Origin of the sequence: Gordonia sp. SID5947 (assembly GCF_009862785.1) — a bacterium.
In the GTDB taxonomy this organism is placed as follows: domain Bacteria; phylum Actinomycetota; class Actinomycetes; order Mycobacteriales; family Mycobacteriaceae; genus Gordonia.
Map to the genome: position 1 here is coordinate 4,323,442 of NZ_WWHU01000001.1, position 20,259 is coordinate 4,343,700.

Here is a 20,259-nt window from a genome sequence, read left to right on the forward strand (position 1 = left end):
CGTTCCTCGCGCGCTACTCGACCGGCGCGTTGTACGACACCCGAAGTTCCTTGACGCCGTTGAGCCAACCCGACCGGATGCGCTGCGGTTCGGCGACCTTGGACATGTCCGGGACGAGGTCGGCGAGGGTGCCGAACATCAGGTTCATCTCGAGCCGCGCGAGGTTCGCGCCGATGCAGAAGTGGGCGCCGTTGCCGCCGAAGCTCAGGTGCGGGTTCGGATCTCGCGTGATGTCGAAGGTGAACGGGTCGTCGAAGACGGTCTCGTCGTAGTTCGCCGAGCTGTAGAACAACCCGACGCGCTGGCCGGCCGCGATGGGGATGCCGGCCACCTCGGTGTCGATCGTCGCGGTGCGCTGAAAGCAGTGCACCGGCGTGGCCCAGCGGATGATCTCGTCGACGGCGGTCGCCGGACGTTCGGCGCGGTAGAGCGCCCACTGATCGGGATTGTCGAGAAAAGCGTTGACGCCGTGGGTGATCGCGTTACGTGTTGTCTCGTTACCGGCGATGACGAGAAGGATCACGAAGAATCCGAACTCGAGTTCGCTGAGAGCGTGCCCGTCGATGTCGGCCTCGACGAGGGTTGTCACCAGGTCGTCGCGAGGATTCTTCCGCCGGTCCTCGGCCATCGCGTAGGCGTAGGCGAGCATCTCGGTGTGGGCAGTGAGCGGATCGTACTTCGAGTCGGGGTCCTCCGGGTTGACCATCGAGTCGGCGAGATCGCACAGGCGATCGTGGTCGGCCGCCGGTACGCCGAGCAGGCCCAGGATCGCCTGCAGTGGCAGATGGATGGCGACGTCGTCGACGAAATTGCCGCTGCCCTTGTCGGCCGCGGCCGACACGATCTCCCGTGCGGCCGTCGACAGATGCTCCTCCAGTGAGGCCACGGCCCGCGGGGTGAACATGCGTGACACGATCTTCCGCATCCGGGTGTGCTCCGGTGGATCCATGTTGAGCAAGAAGCATCTCGACGCGTCGAGTTGCTCCCGTGTCGCGCTCTCGGGCACTCGCATCACCGCACCCTTGGCCCAGTTCGACCAGGTCGCGGTGTCCTTGGAGATGGACCTGATGTCCGAGTGCCTGCTGATCACCCAGAAGCCGTCATCGTCGAAGTAGGTGGGTCCGATGTGCTGCTTGTTCCACCAGACCGGCGCGGTCGCGCGACGTTCGGCGAACTCGAGCAGTGGCAGACCACGTTCGAGCAGATCCGGGTCGGTGAAGTCGATGTCGGAGAAATTGCGGGTGTCCGATGCGGTCATGACGTCCTCGCGGGTCGCGGCAGTGGCCCGAGTGTGGTCCACATCACTCGAAAATACACCGAAGAGGTCGGTCCATGGCCAGGACGCCGCACGTCCCGTTCAGTCGGTCAGCCGGAGCGGATCAGCGTGGTTCGCAGATCACCACCGGGATCTTCCGGTCGGTCCAGGCCGCGTAGGTGTCGAAATCGGCGTAGAGATCGACCAGCTGCGGCCACAGTTCGTCCCGCTCGGTGTCCGAGGCCGTGCGCGCACGCAGCTCGTGGATCTCCTTGCCCACCTGGATGGTCACGTCAGGATTCTCGACGAGGTTGAGATACCAGGCGGGATGCTTCGGCAACCCTCCCTGCGAGGCGACCACCACGAACGAGCTGTCCGTCTCGAGGAAGATCAGCGGTGCGGTGCGTGGTTCGCCACTCTTGCGGCCGGTGGTGGTGAGCAGACACACCGGGACCGGCTTGCGCATGGCTGCGCCGATCCGCCAGTTCTTGCCCAGCCGGCCGCCGGTCAGGCGATACAGCTTCGTGTTGAGACGTGAGCCGACCTTGATCAGCGACGCAACAGCCGGCGAACCCAGCTGCTTGGGCCGCGCGTTGGGATCCATGACCGGCATCAGATCCGTTCGATGATGGTGCCGGTGGACAGCGCGCCGCCGGCACACATCGTGATGAGAGCGGTCTGACCGTCGGTGCGCTCGAGCTCGTGCAGCGCCGTGGTGAGCAGCCGGGAACCGGTGCTGCCCACCGGATGTCCGAGTGCGATGGCACCACCGTTGACGTTCACCTTGTCCATGTCCGCGTTGTGGACCTGGGCCCAGCTGAGCACCACCGAGGCGAAGGCCTCGTTGATCTCGACGAGATCGATGTCGGAGAGCGCCATTCCCGACTTCTCGAGGACACGTTCGGTCGACTGGACCGGACCGTCGAGGTGGTAGTACGGCTCGGCACCGACGAGTGCCTGGGCTTTGATCCGCGCGCGGGGCGTGAGACCGAGAGCGCGCGCCTTAGCCTCGTCCATGATGAGAACGGCAGCGGCGCCGTCGGAGATCTGCGACGACGTGCCCGCGGTGTGGATGCCGCCGTCGAGGACCGGCTTGAGGCCGGCGAGTGACTCGAGGGTCGTCTCGCGCAGTCCCTGATCCTTGGTGACGTCGAGGACGTTTCCGGTGAGTTCGCCCTCTTTGGTGCGCTCGGGTGCCTTGAGAGCCAGGACCTCGCGGTCGAACCGCCCCTCGTCCCATGCCTGCTTCGCGAGACGCTGACTGCGCTCACCGAGGGCATCGACGTCCGATCGGGTGATGCCGCGTCGCTGGGCGATACGCTCGGCTGCCTCGAACTGGTTCGGCATGTCCACCGCCCAGGAGTCCGCGTGATACGGGCCCGCCTCGGTACCGACGTTCGCGCCGAGGGGGACCATCGACATCATCTCGATACCGCACGCGATACCGACGTCGATGGCGTCCGTTGCGATGAGGCCTGCGATGAGGTGGTTGGCCTGCTGGGCCGAACCACACTGGCAGTCGATCGTGGTTGCTCCGGCGTGCTCGGGCAGTCCCGCGGCCAACCAGGCCTTGCGCGTGATGTTGCCTGCCTGGGCGCCGGCCTGGGTGACACATCCGCCGATCACCTGCTCGACGATGGCCGGATCGATGCCTGCCTTGTCGACGAGTCCGCGCTGGGCGAGGCCCAGGAGTTCCTCGGCGTGCAGGCCCGACAACCACCCGGCTCGTTTGCCGATCGGCGTCCGCGCTGCCTCGACGATCACCGGCACACCCATGCCCAACTCCTCTACGGTCTGTTCACTCTTCTACGACCTCATCAAAGTAGAACAAGTTCTCATTCGCGTCTACGGCCGGGGCGGTCGTCGGGCATCGTGTTTTCAGAACGCGTTCTGCCGGAGCGTGGTTGCGCGGTTGCCGGCTCATGTCGGGCCCGCTGTGCGTCGTGAACGGCCCGCATCGCCGATGTGGCAACGAATGTTGGTAGCATTTTCCCACTTCGTGGGCTCGCGCGGCCGGCAAAACTAGAACAAGTTCTCGTTGGGGACTGTCTTTTGGGTCACAGTGTGGTCTAATGAGATTGAAACAGGTTCTAATCTCACAGCGAGGTGGTGTGACGTGACCCAAGCTCAGGGTGCGACGACCGGCGCCGATATCGGGGGCGCTGCGGCGAAATGTTCGTTCATGGAGGAGGAAGGCTGGGACTTCACCAGCCCGTTCCTGCTGGAAAACGGGATTCCGGTCCAGGAGTTCGCCGAACTCCGTAAGACCGCTCCCGTCTGGTGGAACGCCCAACTTCCGGGCAAGGGGGGTGGCTTCCACGACGGCGGCTACTGGGTGGTGTCCAAGCACGCCCACATCCGGGAGATCTCCAAGAACAACGACGACTGGTCGACTGCCACCAACGGCGTCATCATGCGATTCGAGGACGACATGTCCCAGGATCAGCTCGACGTCACCAAGGCTCTGCTGATCAACCATGATCCGCCGGATCACACCCGCCTGCGCAAGCTGGTCTCGAAGGCCTTCACCCCGCGTGCGGTCCAGGCGCTCGAGGACAAGCTCGACAATGCTGCGCGCACGATCGTCGGCAAGGCCGCCGAGAAGGGCACCGGCGATTTCGTGGCCGACGTCGCCGTCGACCTGCCCCTGCTGGCCATCGCCGACCTGCTCGGAGTCCCCGAGGTCGACCGCGAGAAGCTGTTCGACTGGTCGAACGCGATGATGAACTACGACGATCCCGAGTTCACCGAGGATCCGGCGATGGCCTCTGCGGAGATCCTCGGATACGGCTACAACATGGCCGAGGAGCGTCGGAAGAACCCGGTCGAGGACATCGTCTCGACGTTGGTCAACGCCGACATCGACGGACAGAGTCTCGACGAGACCGAGTTCGGGTTCTTCTTCATCCTGCTGACCGTGGCGGGCAACGAGACCACCCGTAACGCGATCAGCCACGGGATGAATGCCTTCCTGGAGAACCCCGATCAGTGGGAGCTCTTCAAGAAGGAGCGCCCGGCCACCGCTGTCGACGAGATCGTGCGGTGGGCGACTCCGGTGAACGCCTTCCAGCGCACCGCCAAGCGCGACACCCAGATCGGTGGCGTCGACATCAAGGAAGGCCAGCGCGTCGGCATGTTCTACGGCTCGGCCAACTACGACGAGGACGTCTTCGACGATCCGTTCACGTTCAACATCCTGCGTGATCCCAACCCGCACGTCGGTTTCGGTGGTAACGGTGCGCACTTCTGTGTCGGTGCAAACCTGGCACGGATGGAGATCAACCTGATGTTCAACGCGCTCGCCGATCTCGTCCCGGACATCAGTCGGCTCCAGTCGCCGCGACGTCTCCGTCACGGCTGGATCAACGGGGTCAAGGAACTCCAGGTCGACTACGGCACGAAATGACCGCGCAGGACACCGGACTGAACGACTCGCCCGCCTACCTGAACATCGACCGCGAGAATCATCCCGCGGTGGTGGCCGGGCGGCGATCACGTGAGCTCGTCGAGGCCCGCGACAAGCAGGCGTGGTTGGACAACTTTGCCGCTGAGGGGTCGGTAGAGGATCCGGTCGGGCCGTCGATGTTCGATCCCGAGGGCAAGGGATTTCACGGACACGCCGAGATCTCGGAGTTCTGGGACAAGTCGATCGCGACCACCGAGAGCATCGAGTTCGTCTTCGACAGCGAGATCATCTGTGGCAACGAGGTCGCCTACGTCGGGAAGATCGTCACGCACATCGCCGGACACATCTCCGAGGCGCACGGGGTGTTCACCTATCGTGCTGACGCCGACGGGAAACTGAGTGCGCTGCGGGCTTTCTGGGAGGTCGAGAAGACCATCAAGTCCGTCCGGCCTGCCTGAGGCGGACACCACTTTTCCACCCCATCTCTTGTTTTCCATCTCGTCGCGGACGAAGGTGGATGACGAGAGGTGGGGTGGTTTTGTTGCTGCAGCGCCCCACGCCTGTCGGCGGAAAGGGTGAGCAAATGCGTGCGGTCGAGCGGATCCGCGGCTACATCAATGCCTTTGGATCGTCGAAACGACATCGGGGCGATCTGACAGGCTGGCTCGGCCGCCGGCCGCAACTGCTCGCGGCGACCGGCGTGTACGAGTCGGCGCTGCTGTTCAGCAATCGTCTCGATCCGAAGCTGAAGGAGCTCGCCGAGCTGAAGGCTGCCGGCCTGGTGAGTTGCGAGTTCTGTCTCGACATCGGGTCCGCTCTGGCGCGCGGTGCCGGGGTCACCGAACGGCAGATGCGCGATCTACCGAACTTCCGGGACAGCGACGCCTACTCGGCTCTGGAGAAGACAGTCCTGGCGTTTGCCGAGGCGATGACCGTGACACCTGCCGTCGGTGACGACCTGGCGGATCTGCGCAATCAGCTCGCCCGGGAGCTGTCCAAGGGGCAGATCGCCGAATTGGCCGCGACCGTCGCGTGGGAGAACCAGCGTGCGCGGCTCAATCAATCGCTCGGTGTGCGGCCGACAGGTATGTCCGACGGCGCTGCGTGCGCTGTACCGGAGACCCGGCGCTGACCCTCTTTCCCCGCCGACAGCAACACGGATCCCGCCGACAGCAACACGAATTTCGCCGACAGCAACCGCTCGGATGAGTGAGAGGTTGCTGTCGGCGAAAGGACGGTTGCTGTCAGCGGGATCCGTGTTGCTGTCAGCGCGTGTGCGGGTCAGTGGGCGGGCTTGTCCGCCCCCACCAGCCACATCGAGAAGTACTGCGAGCCACCGCCGTACGCGTGCCCGAGGGCCTTGCGGGCGTCGGGGACCTGATGGTCGCCCGCCTTGTTCATCACCTGGATGGCGGCCTCGGCGAAGCGGATCATGCCCGAAGCGCCGATCGGGTTCGACGACAGCACGCCACCGGAGGCGTTGACCGGCAGCTGTCCGCCGATCTCGGTCTCGCCGGCCTCGGTGAGCTTCCAGCCCTCGCCTTCACCGACAAACCCGAGATTCTCCAGCCACATCGGTTCGAACCAGGAGAACGGAACGTAGATCTCGGCCGCGTCGATCTCCTGGAGGGGATTGCTGATGCCGCCCGATTTCCACAGGGCAGCAGCCGCATCGCGGCCGGCCTGCGGGCTCACGACGTTGCGGTGGGCATACGAGAGCGGTTCGGTACGCATCGCGGTGGCGTGAATCCAGGCCACCGGATCACCCGCGGACACGGCGTCGTCGGCTGCCTGTTCGTCACCGATCACCACCGCGCACGCACCGTCCGACGACGGGCAGGTCTCGTCGTAACGGATCGGGTCCCACAGCATCTGGGACTCCATCACCTTCTCCTTGGTGATGTCGGCCTGCTGGAGGTGGGCCAGTGGGTTCTTGGAGCCGTTGCGCCGGTCCTTGGCCGCGACGATCGCGCCGATGTGCGACGGTGCGCCCGACTGGCGGATGTAGGACCGGACGTGCGGTGCGAAGAATCCGCCCGCACCCGCACCCACCGGCTTGGTGAACGGAACCGGGATCGACAACGCCCACATGGCATTCGACTCCGACTGCTTCTCCCACGCGATGGCCAGCACTCGACGATGAACACCGGCGAACACCAGGGATGCGGCAACGTTCGCGGTGGAGCCGCCCACCGAACCGGCGGTGTGGACACGGATCATCCGCTTGCCGACCGCGCCGATGGCCTCGGCCATCGCGAGCTCGGGCATCATCGAACCCTCGAAGAGGTCGGGGGCCTTTCCGATGACGATCGCATCGATGTCGTCGATGGAGACCTTCGCGTCCGCGAGGGCGGCGTCGATGGCCTCGCGGCACATGCCCGCCATCGTCACGTCGTGTCGCTTGGCGACGTACTTGGTCTGGCCGGTGCCGAGGACCGCCGCGCGATTGTTGTGTGCCATCAGTTCTCGTCTCCCGCATTCTCGTCAGCGCTCAGGGTGACCACCATGTTCTGTTGCAACAGCGGGCCGCTCGTCGCATGTGCCAGCGCGGTCTCGGCCTGGCCGGTCAGGATCTCGTGTGCGGCGTAGCCCACCCGCTGCAGACCCGCCGAGAACAGCGAGTTCCCGGTGAGTGCGCCACCGGACGGGTTGATCCGCACCGAATCGGGCAGGCCGATCGCGTTGCGCACGATCAACTCCTGGTGCGTGAACGGTGCGTGGATCTCGGCCACGTCGACCGCCCGCGTGCGATGGCGGAAGGCGGTGTCGGCGGCGAGCGAGGTCGACGGCGACGTGGTCAGGTCACGCGCCCCGAAGTTCGGGGTGTCGATGCGGTGGTCCCAGCCGGTGATGAACGCCGGGTTGGCGACGAGCTCACGGGCTCGTCGTTCGCTGGCGATGATCACCGCGGCGGCCGCATCGGTGTACGGGGCGATGTCGTGTGCGCGAAGCGGATCGGCGACGAGGTCGGCCGCGAGCAGGTCGTCGACCGAGGCTCCGGTGGTACGGGCGGCGACCGCGGCCATGTCGGCTTCGGTCCAGGCTCCCGAATCGATGCCGGCACGTGCCTGCAGGGCGCCGAGGGAGCGGGCATCGGGCCACAGCGGTCCGACGGTGTAGGGATCGGTCTGCAGGGCGAGGGTCTGATCCATGTTGCCCGCGGTGGACTTGCCGAATCCGTACGCGAGCGCGAGGTCGACCTCGCCGGTGGCGATCTTCACCCAGGCCTCGTACAGCGCCCACGCGGCGTCCATCTCGACGTGTGACTCGTTGATCGGCGGCATGGCGCCGATCGAGTCGATGGCCGAGATGAACGAGAATGCGCGTCCGGCAAGGTAATCCGACGATCCGCTGCACCAGAACTCGATATCGGTGCGGGAGATGCCGATGTCGGCGTACAGCTTCTGGAAACAAGGGATCAGCATTTCGACACCGTTGGTGGTGCCGTGGGTCCCGACGATGTTCGGGCTGTGCGCGAACCCGATGATCGCAATCCGGGGGAGTGTCACAGGTGCTCCTAGTTCTTCAGCGAAGAAGTGTCAGATGATCGATCAGAGGTGATCGCGGTAGGTCTCGTATTCGGCGTCGGGCTCTCCGGTGGGGGCGAAGTGGCTGATGTTGCCGATCGAGTGCTCCCACTCGTCCTCGGGAAGCCAGACGGCCTTGACGCGCATGCCCATCCGCACATCCTCTGCGGCACAGTCCAGGATGAGGTGCAGGAACGGGATGTCCGAACCGTCGAGCAAGACGTAGGCGGCCACGTAGGGCGGCTTGATCCGCTGACCCTGGAAGGGCACATTGACGATGCAGAACGTCGTGACGATCCCGGTCTGACCCAGCTCCACCCGCTCGGCAGCCTCGGCGCCGTCGGCGGGGCTGACCTTGCGTGGCGGGAAGTAGACGCGCCCGGCGTCGACACCGGAACCGATCCGCGAGCCGTAGAGCTTGCCTGCCTTGAGCCCTTCGAGGTACCAGGACTCCTCTTCGGTTGCGGAGTGGGCGATCTCGGTGGTGATCGGCGTGGTCATGACGACGAGGTCGCCCTCGGGTTCTCGGCCTCGTTTGCCGGGGCGGCGTCGCCGGCCTCGCCGGGAGCGAAGTAGGCGATGTCGTCGATCCGGCCCACCCGTGCGGGGCGCCAGACGGCGTGCACGCGAAGACCGGTCGAGATGTCGTCGGCGGAGTCGACGGCGACCACGTGCAGCAGGGACGTGTCGGCACCGTCCAGCTTGATGAGCGCCCATGCGAACGGCTTGTCGAGGGGCTGCGGGTCGAGCGGCTCCTGCTGCCACGACCACGAGACGACGGTGCCGGTCGACGCGACGTCGACCAACTCGCTCGTGGGGGCGCCACCGGCGGGATCGAACTCGACGGGCGGGACCGAGACGGTACCGCCGCTGCTCTTCGAGCCGACGATGCGGCCGTCGCGCAGCGCGAGTGCGAACTGACTCAAGACCGGACCCAGCGAACGCGTGTACTCGAACGAGTTCTTCAAGGGGGCGGTGAGGATCGGGGACTCCGGCTCGGGTACCGCCGCGACGGGGCTGGCCGGGGCCGGACGGGGTGCTGTTGTGCTGGTGCTCACGCATCGAGTAGAACACGTTCTAGTATTGAGGCACAAGATGCATGTCACGGACTCGGACCCGCCGCGGCCGGGGCGACGTTGGAGGACGCCAGGTGAAGCTCGGACTACAGCTCGGTTATTGGGGACAGGGGCCCATCGACAACGCTCCGGCGTTGATCGCGGCCGCCGAAGACGTGGGGTTCGAGGCGGTCTTCACGGCGGAATCATGGGGTTCGGATGCCTACACGCCGCTGGCATGGTGGGGTGCCGCGACGGAGCGGATCAAGCTGGGAACCTCTGTGGCGCAACTCTCCGCACGGCCGCCGACATCGTTGGCGATGCACGCGCTGACCCTCGATCACCTGTCGGGCGGTCGCCACATCGTGGGGCTGGGAGTGTCCGGGCCGCAGGTCGTCGAGGGCTGGTACGGCCAGCCGTTCACCAAACCGCTTGCCAGAACGCGTGAGTACGTGCAGGTGGTGCGGGACGTGCTGGCGCGGGAGGCGCCGGTGCGCAACGCGGGGCAGCATTACCCGCTCCCGTATCCGGCACAGGCGCCCGGATCGAGCGGTCTGGGCAAGTCGCTCAAACCGATCACGCACCCGCTGCGAGCCGACCTCCCGATCTGGCTCGGTGCCGAAGGGCCCAGGAACGTCGCGCAGACCGCGGAGATCGCCGACGGATGGCTGGCGATCTTCTACAGTCTGCGGCTCGCCGACCAGTACGAGGAATGGCTCGCCGAAGGATTCGCGCGGTCGGGCGCACGTCGCACTCGTGACGATTTCGAGGTGGCGGCGACCGCCCAGGTGGTCATCACCGACGACGTCTCGGCCGCGATCGAGCGGTACCGGCCGTCGACGGCGCTCTATGTCGGTGGGATGGGTGCCAAGGAGAAGAACTTTCACGCCGAGTTGTACCGCCGGATGGGGTACGGCGATGCCGTCGATGAGATCGGCGCCCTCTTCCGCGCCGGAAAGAAGGCCGAGGCGATGGCAGCGGTGCCGGACGAGATGGTCCGGGAGACGATGATCGTCGGGACCGCCGACGAGGTCCGCGCGCAGATCAAACAGTGGGAGGCCGCCGGCGTCAGCATGCTCTTGGTGACCGCTCGCGACACAGACACGATCCGACAACTCGCCACGTTGGTCTGATCCATGGCGTCGGCGGTGGTGACAAGAGGCGGCGGTGAGAAGAATTGAGCGGTCTGTTGATTCGAAGGCGATGCCCGGGAGGCGGCCCAGCGGATCTGATCTCGATCCGGCCGAGGGGCGGTGACCGATGCTGACTGACGGATGGGAAGATTCCACGCCGGTCGACGACACCTCGACGATCGATCGCATCGTCGAGGTCGCGGCCGAACTCATCGAAGCCGATGAATCGGTCAGCGTCCGGCGGGTCGCACAGCGTTCCGGAGTACCGCGCGAAACCGTGTACCGCTACTTCTCGGGTGCCGATTCCATTGTGTTGGCGACCGCCGAATCGGCGGCGGCCGAGTTCCTCCTGGAGTTGTCCGCGCGGTTGCGCGAGATCGTGAGCCCGGCCGATGCGGTGGTCGAAGGAATCGCCATCACGATCGAACAACTGCGTGCCAACCAACGCTTCGCGTTGATGTTCAATGCTGCGGGCAGGTCGCGGTATCTCGACGAGGTCACCTCGCCGGAGGCCATTGGCCTCGGGCGATCGATCATCGACGAGGTCGGTGTCGATTGGCATGCCCAGGGTTGGAACGACGCCGACCTCGACGAGTTGGTCGAGTTCATGTTGCGGACACTGCAATCCTTCATCGTCGACCCGGGTGAGCCCGCCCGGTCGGGTGCGGATCTGCGACTCTATCTGCGGCGCTGGGTCGCTCCGGCGGTCGCGGCGGGAGCAGGCGCGGCCAACCCGATCGAGGTGGCGAATATCCACCCAGAGGCGGATTGACATCCTCTGGCGCCGCGCGCATCGTCGAACCGTGGGCAGGAAACTGAAGAACGATTGGTCGGGGCAGTCCTTTCCGCATGCCGGCCGGCGTAAACCTTTCATCGGTGATCTCGGCGTGTCCGATCCTCGACATCCGTTGCTGAGTCTTCTCGAATGGGGTGCCGATCTCGGTCCGATCTACGAGATGCGGATCTTCCGGCAGAATTTCGTGTTCGTCTCGACCGCGGAGCTCACCGCCGAACTCAGCGACGAGTCGCGCTTCTGCAAGGCACTGCCACCGGCGATCACGGCGCTCCGTCAGTACGCCGGCGACGGCTTGTTCACCGCACACAACGATGAACCGAATTGGCAGCTGGCACACGAACTGCTGATGCCGGCCTTCACGAAGGCCGCCATGCAGTCGTATCACCCGATCATGCTCGAGACGGCCGGTGAGCTCTTCGAATACTGGGATCGCCAGAGCGGGCCGGTCGACGTCACCCGGTCGATGACCAAGCTGACCATGGAGACTCTCAGCCGTGCCGCGTTCAGCCACGACTTCGGATCGTTCACCACATCGCAGCCGCACCCCTTCGTGGACGCGATGATCCGGGCATTGGAGACCGGCAGGCGCAAGGGTGGCTTGTTGACTGCGCCGGGCGGTCGGCTCCTCGGGAGGTACCTGGATCGTCGCAACGCCGACCAGCAGGCCTATGTGGATCGGCTCCTCGACGACCTGATCGCCGAGCGGGCCGGCTCCAGCGCACAGCACGACCTCCTGGGGATCATGCTCAACGTGTCCCACCCGGAGACCGGTGAGCGTCTGTCGCCGTTGAACATCCGCTATCAGATCTTGACATTCCTGGTGGCCGGGCATGAAACGACCTCGGGGGCTTTGTCGTTCACGCTCTACTATCTGTCCAGAAATCCCGAGTGCCTGGCCGCCGCGCAGCGGGAGGCCGATGAGATCCTCGGCGGCGATCCCCACGCGACACCCACCTTCGAGCAGGTGCCGAAGTTCCGCTACATCCGCCGGTGTCTCGACGAGGCGCTCCGGATCTGGCCGACGGTGCCGGCATTCGCCCGGAGTCCGCGGTCGGAGACCGTGCTCGCGGATCGATATCTGATGCGGCCGGAGGATTGGGCCGTGATCGTCCTCGGTCAGGTGCATCGCGATCCCGCCGTCTGGCACGATCCCGACGTCTACGATCCGGATCGGTTCCTGCCGGCGAACATCAAGCAGCGGCCCGCGCACAGCTACAAGCCGTTCGGAAGTGGACTGCGGGCATGTATCGGCAGGCAGTTCGCCATCCACGAGGCAGTGCTGGTCCTCGCGTGTCTGCTCCACCGCTACGACCTGACCGCCGATCCCGACTATCGACTCGCCGTCGACGAACGACTGACGATGGTGCCACGGGACTTCGAGCTGGGGCTGGAGCCGCGTCGGGAGCCGGCCCTGAACGCATGATTCGGTAGCAACAGTGCGCTCTGGCCGCGGACTGCTGCTACCGAATCGCGATCACTCGCCGGTGAAGACCGGCTTTTCCTTGTTGGCGAAGGCCTTCGGTCCGATCTTCGCATCCTTGCTCTTGAAGACGGAGATGCCGAGCTTGGACTCGATCTCGAAGGCGTCGAGTTCGTGCATGCCCTCGGTGTCGCGCATGGTCTTGAGGATCGCCTGGACGGCGAGCGGGCCGTTGGCCGCGATGGTCTCGGCGATCTCGAGTGCCTTGTCGAGCGCCGAACCGTCTGGCACCACATAACCGATGAGGCCGTACTCCTTGGCCTCGGCGGCGGTGATGTGCCTGCCGGTCAGCAAGAGATCCGCCGCGATGGTGTACGGGATCTGGCGCGGCAGCCGAACGGCGCTGCCGCCCAGCGGGAACAGCCCCCAACGCGCCTCGGCCACACCGAATTTCGCCTTCTCGCCGGCCACTCGGATGTCGGTGCCCTGCAGGATCTCGGTGCCACCGGCGATGGCGGCACCCTCCACGGCGGCGATCAACGGCTTGGTGAGACGGCGACCCTTGAGCAGAGCCGGCAGGCTGGCGGGATTCCACGACCCCGAATCAGCGGTGTCGCCGGGCGAGTTCTTGTTCATCGCCTTGAGGTCCATGCCGGCGCAGAAGGCGCCGCCGGCGCCGGTCAGGACCGCCACCCGGATGTCCGGATCGTTGTCGACCTGATCCCAGGCCTCCACCATGATCCGCATCATCTCGGCCGACAGGGCGTTACGCGCTTCCGGGCGGTTCATCGTCACGACCAGAACGTGCCCGCGTTTCTCGACGAGGCAGTCGGGTCCTCGCTCGGTGGCAGTGTCGGAACCGGCAAATGTGGTCATCGTCGTCCCTCGCGAATCCAGTCGTGATTGCTGCTTGCCCGAAACGATAACACGTTCTAATTTTGAAGCCATGGCCTATACGATTGCCGACCTCATCGAGCATGCGGTCGATCTCATGCCCGAACGAACAGCCCTCGTCTCGGGTGAGGAGTCGCGGACCTATACCGAACTGGAGGCACGGTCCAATGCGCTCGCTCACAAGCTCCGCGATCTCGGTGTGCAGCCGGGTGACAGGGTGGGGTTGTACAGCCGGAACACCATCGAGTCGGTCGAGGCGATGGTCGCGATCTTCAAGGCCCGCGCGGTGATGGTCAACGTCAATTTCCGGTACGTGGAGTCCGAGCTCGAACACATCTTCACCGATTCCGGGATGTCGGTGCTCATCCACGAACGCCAGTACTGCCAACGCGTGTGCAACACGTTGCCGAAAGCGCCGTCGATCCGGCACCGCATCGCGATCGAGGACGGCACCGACGCCGAGCTGAGCTGTGGGGGTTACGACGATGCGATCCGTTACGAGGACGCCATCGCCGAGTCCTCGCCGGAGCGGGATTTCGAGGATCGCTCCGAGGACGACCTGTACATGCTCTACACCGGCGGCACCACCGGCAAGCCGAAAGGCGTGGTGTGGCGTCAGGAAGACGTCTGGCGCGTCCTCGGGGGTGGTATCGACTGGTACACAAGTGAACCCGTCGCCGATGAATGGCAGTTGGCACGTGCGGGCGCCGACGGCGGACAGCTGGTGCGCTTCCCGATACCGCCGTTCATCCACGGCGGCTCGCAGTGGGCGGTGTTCCAGGCGTTGTTCGGTGGTGGCAAAGCTGTTGTCTACCCGGACTTCAGCGGCCCGGCGGCGTGGGAGGCCGTCGAACGGCACGGCGTGAACGTCATCTTCATCACCGGAGATGCGATGGGACGTCCGATGATCGAGGCTCTCGCGCAGAAGGACGACTATGACCTGTCCAGCGTGGTGTCGGTCGCCTCGTCGGCCTGTCTGTTCTCGCCGAGCATCAAGGAGCAGTTCCTCGACCGCTTCCCGAACGCGGTGATCATCGACGCGATCGGATCGTCGGAGACCGGTTTCGGCGGGTTGGGCGTGGTCGCCAAGGACACCCCGCACACCGGTGGACCGCGCGTGAACGCCGACAGCGAGACCCATGTCCTGCGCGAGGACGGAACTCCGGTCGAGCCGGGCAGCGGCGAGGTCGGAGTGCTGGCGCGGTCCGGGCACATCCCGTTGCGCTATCACAACGATCCGGAGAAGTCGGCGAAGACCTTCCGGGAGTTCAACGGGGTTCGTTACTCACTGCCCGGCGACTCGGCCCAACTCGAGGCCGACGGCAGCATCACGATGCTCGGCCGGGGATCGGTGTCGATCAACACCGGCGGCGAGAAGGTGTTCCCCGAAGAGGTCGAGGGCGCCCTCAAGGCCCATCCGGATGTGTTCGACACCGTGGTCGTCGGAGTTCCCGACGACCGGTTCGGCCAGCGGGTCGCCGCCGTGATCGCGAGTCGCGGAGATGCACGTCCCGCGTTGGCCGATCTGAACGACGTCGTCCGAAAAGAACTCGCGGGGTACAAATGTCCCCGCAGCGTGTGGTTCGTCGACGAGATCAAGCGATCTCCGGCGGGCAAACCCGACTACCGGTGGGGTGCCGGCATCACCCAGGAACGTCCCGCAGATGAGGCGCTCGGCGCGCCGGAGAAGAGCTGACATGCGTACCGAACTCGCCGATCGATTCGGCATCGAATACCCGATCTTCGGGTTCACCCCGAGCCAGGATGTCGCCGCCGCGATCAGTCGCGCCGGTGGCCTCGGTGTGCTCGGCTGTGTCCGCTTCAACGAGGCCGACGAACTCGACGAGGTCCTCGAGTGGATGCACGAGAACACCGACGGCAAGCCGTTCGGCGTCGACATCGTGATGCCCGCGAAGATCCCGACCGAGGGCAGCAAGGTCGATCTGGACTCGATGATCTCACCGGAGCATCGCGCCTTCGTCGAGCGCACACTCGACGACCTGGGCGTGCCGCCCCTGCCGAACGGCGATCGGGTGGACGCCGGGGTGCTCGGGTGGTTGCACTCGGTGGCCCGGTCACACGTCGACATCTCGATGGAGCATGCGCGTAAGTACGGCCAGATCAAGCTGATCGCCAACGCACTCGGTTCACCGCCGTCGGACGTGATCCAGACGTCGCACGACAACGGCGTCTTGGTGGCCGCTCTGGCCGGTGCGAAGGACCATGCCCTGCACCACGTCGAGGCCGGTGTCGACATCGTCATCGCACAGGGTTACGAGGGTGGCGGGCACACGGGCGAGGTCACATCGATGATCCTGTGGCCCGAACTCGTTGATGCCGTTCAGGATTCGGCACCAGTGCTGGCCGCGGGCGGAGTGGGTAGTGGCCGGCAGATCGCCGCCGCGATAGCACTGGGTGCCCAGGGCGTGTGGATGGGCACGTACTGGCTGACCGCTGCCGAGTACAAGCTGGGCATGGAACCCGATGCCGACGGGCCGTCGACCGTCCAGAAGGCGCTGTTGAAGGCGACCTCGCGGGACACCGTGCGGCGTCGCATCTACTCGGGCAAACCCGCACGCCTGTTGAAGACCAAGTGGACCGACGCGTGGGATGCGCCGGGTGCGCCGGACCCGCTGCCGATGCCGCTGCAGAACCTGCTCGTCGCCGAGGCGCACGCGCGGATCTCGGCGGCCGATGATCCCGACGTGGTCGCGATGCCTGCCGGCCAGATCGTCGGACGGTGCAATGAGATCGTGCCGGTGGCGGACATGATCGCCGGACTCGTGAGCGAGTACGACGAGGCGGTGGCCAGGATGAACCGCACCCTGGGTACGCCGGTCGCCTGACGCTTCGCGTCCGACAACACGGAGAACTCCCACAAACACGGTATGCATTGCGTGTTTGTGGGAGTTCTTGCTGTGTCAGGCGGCGATCCCCTCTCGCTCGAGCCATTCCCGAACCATCGGTACGACCCGACGATGCCGGAGATCGGTCCACACCCAGCGGATCACCATGACCCCGAGGCGCCGGAGGGCATCCTCGCGTTCCTTCTCCCGGCGCATGGCGTCAAACGGGGTCTCACCTGGGCGGAGATGCCGCTCATACTTCGTCATCCCGTCGAACTCGGCGGCAAGCTTGCCGACCCAGTCGTAGTCGGTGCGCGCGATGAAGTCGCCATTCGAGTCGAAGAACTCATGTTGGAGGCGCGGAACCGGCAGACCGGCCTCGATGATCTGGGCACGGCCCCACGATTCACCCGCGTTCTCCGCGCCCGCGTCGGCGAGGCCGAGTGCCCGGCGGGCCTGTGCAACACCGCGCCTGCGGTCCTCGAGAAGCGTGGCCAGCGCGTCTCGGTCGGCGCCATGTCGCAAGGCCGAGTCGATGACCGCGAGCGCCTGCGCGAATCCTCCGCTGCAGGCGACATCGATCGCCGTCCGTTCCATCGTGGTCACGGCGAGACCGTCGATCATGGTCACATCGGTCGGATCGAGCAGACCGGCATGGAGATGGCGTTGCTTCTCGACCCGCCCCCGGCCCGGAGGCCCGTGACGAAATGGACGCGGTCCAGTCGCGGGTTCAGAAGTGACAGGTCGTGCTGCAGGGCCGCCGATTCGTGGCTCAGTGCAAACCCGCGGCCGCTGAGCTCGAAGGCGGCGGACGAGCGCAGGCGATGTCGTTGCTCAGGTTTCGACGGCAGTTCGGCCGTCGGGACGAATGCGCCCGGCCATATCCGCGTGAGTTGCTCGTCGCTCACCGCGCGAGCGAGCTGGTTGTCGGTGAAGCCTTGGGCCAGCGCGTCACGACGGAAGGTGATCCGGTCACGGCCGGCGGGGAAATCGTTCATGAAGGTTGGACGCATGAACCGCCTGATCGGGTCCATGCCGAATCGGGTGCTGCCAAAACTCCCACAAACACGGTATGTATTGCGTGTTTGTGGGAGTCCTGCGTGCTCTTTGGTCAGCCGGGTGTGGCCGCCGGGTGCCGGTAGCGATGGCCGTCGCGGACCCAGGTGGGTGGCTCCTGGGTGTCGCGCAGCGTTCGTTTCACGGTCTTGAACGTTGCCGTGTCGGGCAGGGCGTCGGTCACCCGGACCCGGTGCGGCCACTGCTTGGGCCCGAGATCGGATTGTGCGCGGAGGAAGTCGGTGAACGACTCCGCGTCCATCTCGCCGTCGCACACGAGCACCGCCTCGATCTCGTCGCCGATCTCGACCGGCACGCCGTAGACGGCGACCTGCCGGATGTGCGGGTGGCGCAACAGAATACGTTCGATCGGTCCGGTGCCGAGGTTCTCCCCGTCCACGCGAAGCCAATCGCCGAGCCTGCCGGCGAAGTGGAGATAGCCGGCGTCATCGACCCACGCGAGGTCGCCGGTGTGGTAGACGCCGCCGCGGAGGCGTTCCGACGATGCCTCGGGGTCGTTGTAGTAGCCGCTGAACAGTCCGGGTCCGGACGAGTTGACGATCTCGCCGATCTCGCCCGCGGGAACCGGATCGCCGGTCTGCGGGTCGATCAGCGCGGTCGGGGCACGCAGAGGCCCGAGCGCATCCGGCGGAGTGTCGGGAGTTCGCGTGATGGCGACACCACCCTCGGTGGAGCCGAAACCGTCGACGACACGGCAGCCGAAACGTTCGGCGAATCGGAGCCGGTCCCGGGCAGAGGCCTCGTTGCCGTACATGATCCGTAGCGTGTTGTCGGCATCGTCGGGACGTTCGGGTGTGGCCAGGATGTAGTTCAGCGGTTTGCCGACGTAGTTCGCGAAGGTGACCCCGTGACGACGGACGTCGGGCAGAAAACCGCTGGCGGAGAATCGATCCCGCAAGGCGATCGATGCACCGCCGGCCAATGCGACCGACCAGCCCGCGATGACCGCGTTGGAATGGAACATCGGCATCGCCAGATACACGCAGTCGTCGGGTCCGATCTCGAATCGCTCCGCGAGCATCCGGCCGCTCTCGGCGAACTTCCGTTGCGTGCAACGGACCGCCTTCGGGTCGCCGGTGGTTCCTGAGGTGAAGATCAGCATCATCAGGTCGTCGGGCTGGGGGGAGTGGTCTCGATACGCCGCTCCTTCGTCGCGGCTACTCGACCGTCCGGTGGGTGCTGCTCCTTCGTCGCGGCTAGTCGACCGTCGGGTGGGCGCTGCTCCTTCGTCGCGGTTCTCCTGTTGATCGAGTAGCGGCGAGCGGAGCGAGTCGCGTATCGAGATCACCCAGTGGTCATCGTCGACGTCGATCACCGGAACCCCGCCCAGATCCACATCGTCGAGCAGATGCCGTGTTCGCTTGTCGGTCAACACGAGCTGACAGTCCGAACGCGCGACGTCCGCGGCCAGTCCCGCCCCTCGTCGGGTGGTGTTCAACCCGACGAGGACGAATGCGCCCATCGCCGCGGCGCCGAGCAGATAGCTGAACTCGGGTGAGTTCTCCATGAGCACGCCGACGTGCGGCGGACGATCCGCGGGCAGCAGACGTCGCAGGGCGGTACCCCGAGCGGCGGACGCGGCCACATGGGAGCGCCACGAGATGAACTCGTCGTCGTGGCGAAGTCCGCGGTCGTCGACCTCTGAGAGCGCGGACAGCAGCGCTGCGAGTGTCACACCGGTGTGTCGGCGAGTACGGCACCGATGGAGGCGAGCACGACCGGCGACGACCCCAGGGTGAACTCGTTCTGCTTGGCGCGCAGGAAGTACCGGTGCACCGGGTGGCTCGTGTCCAACCCGACGCCACCGTGGACGTGCACGGTGGTGTGGGCGACGCGATGGCCCGCCTCGGTCGCCCAGAACTTGGCGGTGTTGATCGCCGTCCGCAGATCTGTCTCGGTGCCGGTCGGCGCATCACCATGGAGGTTTGCGAGCATCCACGCGGCCTGGGTGGTGGTGAGGGACAGGCCCTGGGAGTCGATGTAGCCGTCGGCGAGTCGCTGCGCGACCGCCTGGAACGAGCCGATCGCACGGCCGAACTGCTCCCGTTCGCGGGCGTACTCGGCAGTGAGTTCCAGTGCCCGGGAGACGATCCCGGACTGTTCCGCGCAGATCGCCAGTGTCAGGCGATCTGCGACGTCGTGGACGGCGGTGACGCCTCCGTCGAGGATGCGCTCTGGACCGACCGTCACGTCGGTGAAGTCGATCTGGCCGGTGGGGATCTTGCCGGTCGACGCGGTGGCGGTGACCTGCACGCCCGGATCGTCGGCGGGCACGACGACGGCGACCGGGCCGTCGGGGCCGATCGCGTTGACCACCAACGTGTTCGCGGCCACGGCGTACGGGACGTTCACCTTGGTACCGGTGAGGGTGAGGCGATCACCGGACCGCGTCACCGCGGCGGTCGGGGCCGTCACGTCGGAGCCGAGGTCCTCTTCGAACGCCACGGTGACGATGGTGTCGCCACCCGCGCCGGGGCCGAGGAGGGCCTCGCGCAGCGTCGCGGTGCCCCTGGCCGCGACGACGGGCAGTGCGGCGCAGGCGTGGACGGTGAACGGGACGCGGGCCAGCGTCCGACCGAGCTCCTCGGCGACGAGGGCGTTCTCGATCGCCGAGAGGTCACCGCCACGTTCGCCCGCCACATCGCTCGACAGTTCGAGGCCGAGCAGTCCGGCGGTCCCCAGCTCGCGCCAGAGCTCGGTGTCGAGCGACGCGTCGGCGGCCTCGAGGTCGGCGACCCGCTCCGGAGTGCTGATCTTGGTGGCGATGTCACGCGCGAGCCCGCGTACGTCCTCGCCGGCTTCGGGAAGTGTGAAATCCATTGTTCGTGCTGCTTTCGGTGTGGGGTGGTG

Annotated in this window: 18 protein-coding genes and 1 pseudogene; 8 read left to right on the plus strand and 11 right to left on the minus strand. The window is 65.9% G+C overall.

The window, feature by feature from the left end; translation table 11 throughout:
* Positions 1-13: 13 nt before the first annotated feature.
* From GTV32_RS19785 to GTV32_RS19795, 3 genes are all read right to left on the minus strand, one after another.
* Positions 14-1,258: a cytochrome P450 gene (locus tag GTV32_RS19785; RefSeq protein WP_161061762.1), complete on the minus strand. Its 1,245-nt coding sequence runs from the start codon at positions 1,256-1,258 to the stop codon at positions 14-16.
* Between the two features lie 121 nt (positions 1,259-1,379).
* On the minus strand, positions 1,380-1,868 hold the full coding sequence (locus GTV32_RS19790; protein ID WP_202421850.1) for a nitroreductase family deazaflavin-dependent oxidoreductase: 489 nt from the start codon (positions 1,866-1,868) through the stop codon (positions 1,380-1,382).
* Positions 1,868-3,031, minus strand: a complete 1,164-nt coding sequence (locus tag GTV32_RS19795; RefSeq protein WP_161061764.1) for a steroid 3-ketoacyl-CoA thiolase — start codon at positions 3,029-3,031, stop codon at positions 1,868-1,870. The genes GTV32_RS19790 and GTV32_RS19795 overlap by 1 nt, the downstream gene beginning before the upstream one ends.
* Positions 3,032-3,437: 406 nt before the next feature.
* On the opposite strand from GTV32_RS19795, the gene GTV32_RS19800 reads away from it, so the two are divergent.
* From GTV32_RS19800 to GTV32_RS19810, 3 genes are all read left to right on the plus strand, one after another.
* Positions 3,438-4,661 (plus strand): cytochrome P450, encoded by a 1,224-nt coding sequence (locus GTV32_RS19800; RefSeq protein WP_161062653.1) that lies wholly within the window; start codon positions 3,438-3,440, stop codon positions 4,659-4,661.
* On the plus strand, positions 4,658-5,119 hold the full coding sequence (locus GTV32_RS19805; RefSeq protein ID WP_161061765.1) for a nuclear transport factor 2 family protein: 462 nt from the start codon (positions 4,658-4,660) through the stop codon (positions 5,117-5,119). Before GTV32_RS19800 ends, GTV32_RS19805 begins: the two co-directional genes overlap by 4 nt.
* 125 nt (positions 5,120-5,244) lie before the next feature.
* Positions 5,245-5,793: a carboxymuconolactone decarboxylase family protein gene (locus GTV32_RS19810; protein WP_161061766.1), complete on the plus strand. Its 549-nt coding sequence runs from the start codon at positions 5,245-5,247 to the stop codon at positions 5,791-5,793.
* Between the two features lie 149 nt (positions 5,794-5,942).
* Here GTV32_RS19810 and GTV32_RS19815 read toward each other — a convergent pair whose 3' ends face one another.
* From GTV32_RS19815 to GTV32_RS19825, 3 genes and pseudogenes are all read right to left on the minus strand, one after another.
* On the minus strand, positions 5,943-7,121 hold the full coding sequence (locus GTV32_RS19815) for a thiolase domain-containing protein (RefSeq protein WP_161061767.1): 1,179 nt from the start codon (positions 7,119-7,121) through the stop codon (positions 5,943-5,945).
* A complete protein-coding gene (locus GTV32_RS19820) occupies positions 7,121-8,170 on the minus strand; it encodes a thiolase domain-containing protein (protein ID WP_161061768.1) in 1,050 nt (349 codons plus the stop codon). The genes GTV32_RS19815 and GTV32_RS19820 overlap by 1 nt, the downstream gene beginning before the upstream one ends.
* A gap of 42 nt (positions 8,171-8,212) precedes the next feature.
* Positions 8,213-9,246 (minus strand): annotated as a pseudogene (locus GTV32_RS19825) (OB-fold domain-containing protein).
* A 92-nt stretch (positions 9,247-9,338) separates the two neighbouring features.
* On the opposite strand from GTV32_RS19825, the gene GTV32_RS19830 reads away from it, so the two are divergent.
* From GTV32_RS19830 to GTV32_RS19840, 3 genes are all read left to right on the plus strand, one after another.
* A complete protein-coding gene (locus tag GTV32_RS19830; protein WP_161061769.1) occupies positions 9,339-10,376 on the plus strand; it encodes an LLM class F420-dependent oxidoreductase in 1,038 nt (345 codons plus the stop codon).
* A 127-nt stretch (positions 10,377-10,503) separates the two neighbouring features.
* The gene (locus GTV32_RS19835; RefSeq protein WP_161061770.1) at positions 10,504-11,148 is read left to right on the plus strand and encodes a TetR/AcrR family transcriptional regulator; all 645 of its coding nucleotides are present in this window, start codon (positions 10,504-10,506) and stop codon (positions 11,146-11,148) included.
* 31 nt (positions 11,149-11,179) lie between these two features.
* A complete protein-coding gene (locus GTV32_RS19840; RefSeq protein WP_343287396.1) occupies positions 11,180-12,595 on the plus strand; it encodes a cytochrome P450 in 1,416 nt (471 codons plus the stop codon).
* 51 nt (positions 12,596-12,646) lie between these two features.
* Here GTV32_RS19840 and GTV32_RS19845 read toward each other — a convergent pair whose 3' ends face one another.
* The gene (locus tag GTV32_RS19845; RefSeq protein ID WP_161061771.1) at positions 12,647-13,468 is read right to left on the minus strand and encodes a crotonase/enoyl-CoA hydratase family protein; all 822 of its coding nucleotides are present in this window, start codon (positions 13,466-13,468) and stop codon (positions 12,647-12,649) included.
* Positions 13,469-13,538: 70 nt separating this feature from the next.
* Between GTV32_RS19845 and GTV32_RS19850 the strand changes: the two genes are divergently transcribed.
* Both GTV32_RS19850 and GTV32_RS19855 read left to right on the plus strand, forming a co-directional pair.
* A complete protein-coding gene (locus GTV32_RS19850; RefSeq protein ID WP_161061772.1) occupies positions 13,539-15,182 on the plus strand; it encodes an acyl-CoA synthetase in 1,644 nt (547 codons plus the stop codon).
* A gap of 1 nt (position 15,183) precedes the next feature.
* Positions 15,184-16,332, plus strand: a complete 1,149-nt coding sequence (locus GTV32_RS19855) for a nitronate monooxygenase family protein (RefSeq protein WP_161061773.1) — start codon at positions 15,184-15,186, stop codon at positions 16,330-16,332.
* A gap of 75 nt (positions 16,333-16,407) precedes the next feature.
* Here the strand turns inward: GTV32_RS19855 and GTV32_RS24160 are convergent, their stop codons facing one another.
* The 4 genes from GTV32_RS24160 to GTV32_RS19870 form a co-directional block, all read right to left on the minus strand.
* On the minus strand, positions 16,408-16,956 hold the full coding sequence (locus GTV32_RS24160; protein WP_343287397.1) for a hypothetical protein: 549 nt from the start codon (positions 16,954-16,956) through the stop codon (positions 16,408-16,410).
* A gap of 2 nt (positions 16,957-16,958) precedes the next feature.
* Complete coding sequence (locus tag GTV32_RS24165) at positions 16,959-17,345, minus strand: hypothetical protein (protein ID WP_343287398.1); 387 nt, start codon at positions 17,343-17,345, stop codon at positions 16,959-16,961.
* Positions 17,346-17,443: 98 nt separating this feature from the next.
* Positions 17,444-19,084 (minus strand): long-chain-fatty-acid--CoA ligase, encoded by a 1,641-nt coding sequence (locus GTV32_RS19865; RefSeq protein ID WP_161061774.1) that lies wholly within the window; start codon positions 19,082-19,084, stop codon positions 17,444-17,446.
* A complete protein-coding gene (locus tag GTV32_RS19870) occupies positions 19,081-20,229 on the minus strand; it encodes an acyl-CoA dehydrogenase family protein (RefSeq protein ID WP_161061775.1) in 1,149 nt (382 codons plus the stop codon). The genes GTV32_RS19865 and GTV32_RS19870 overlap by 4 nt, the downstream gene beginning before the upstream one ends.
* Between the last annotated feature and the right edge of the window lie 30 nt (positions 20,230-20,259).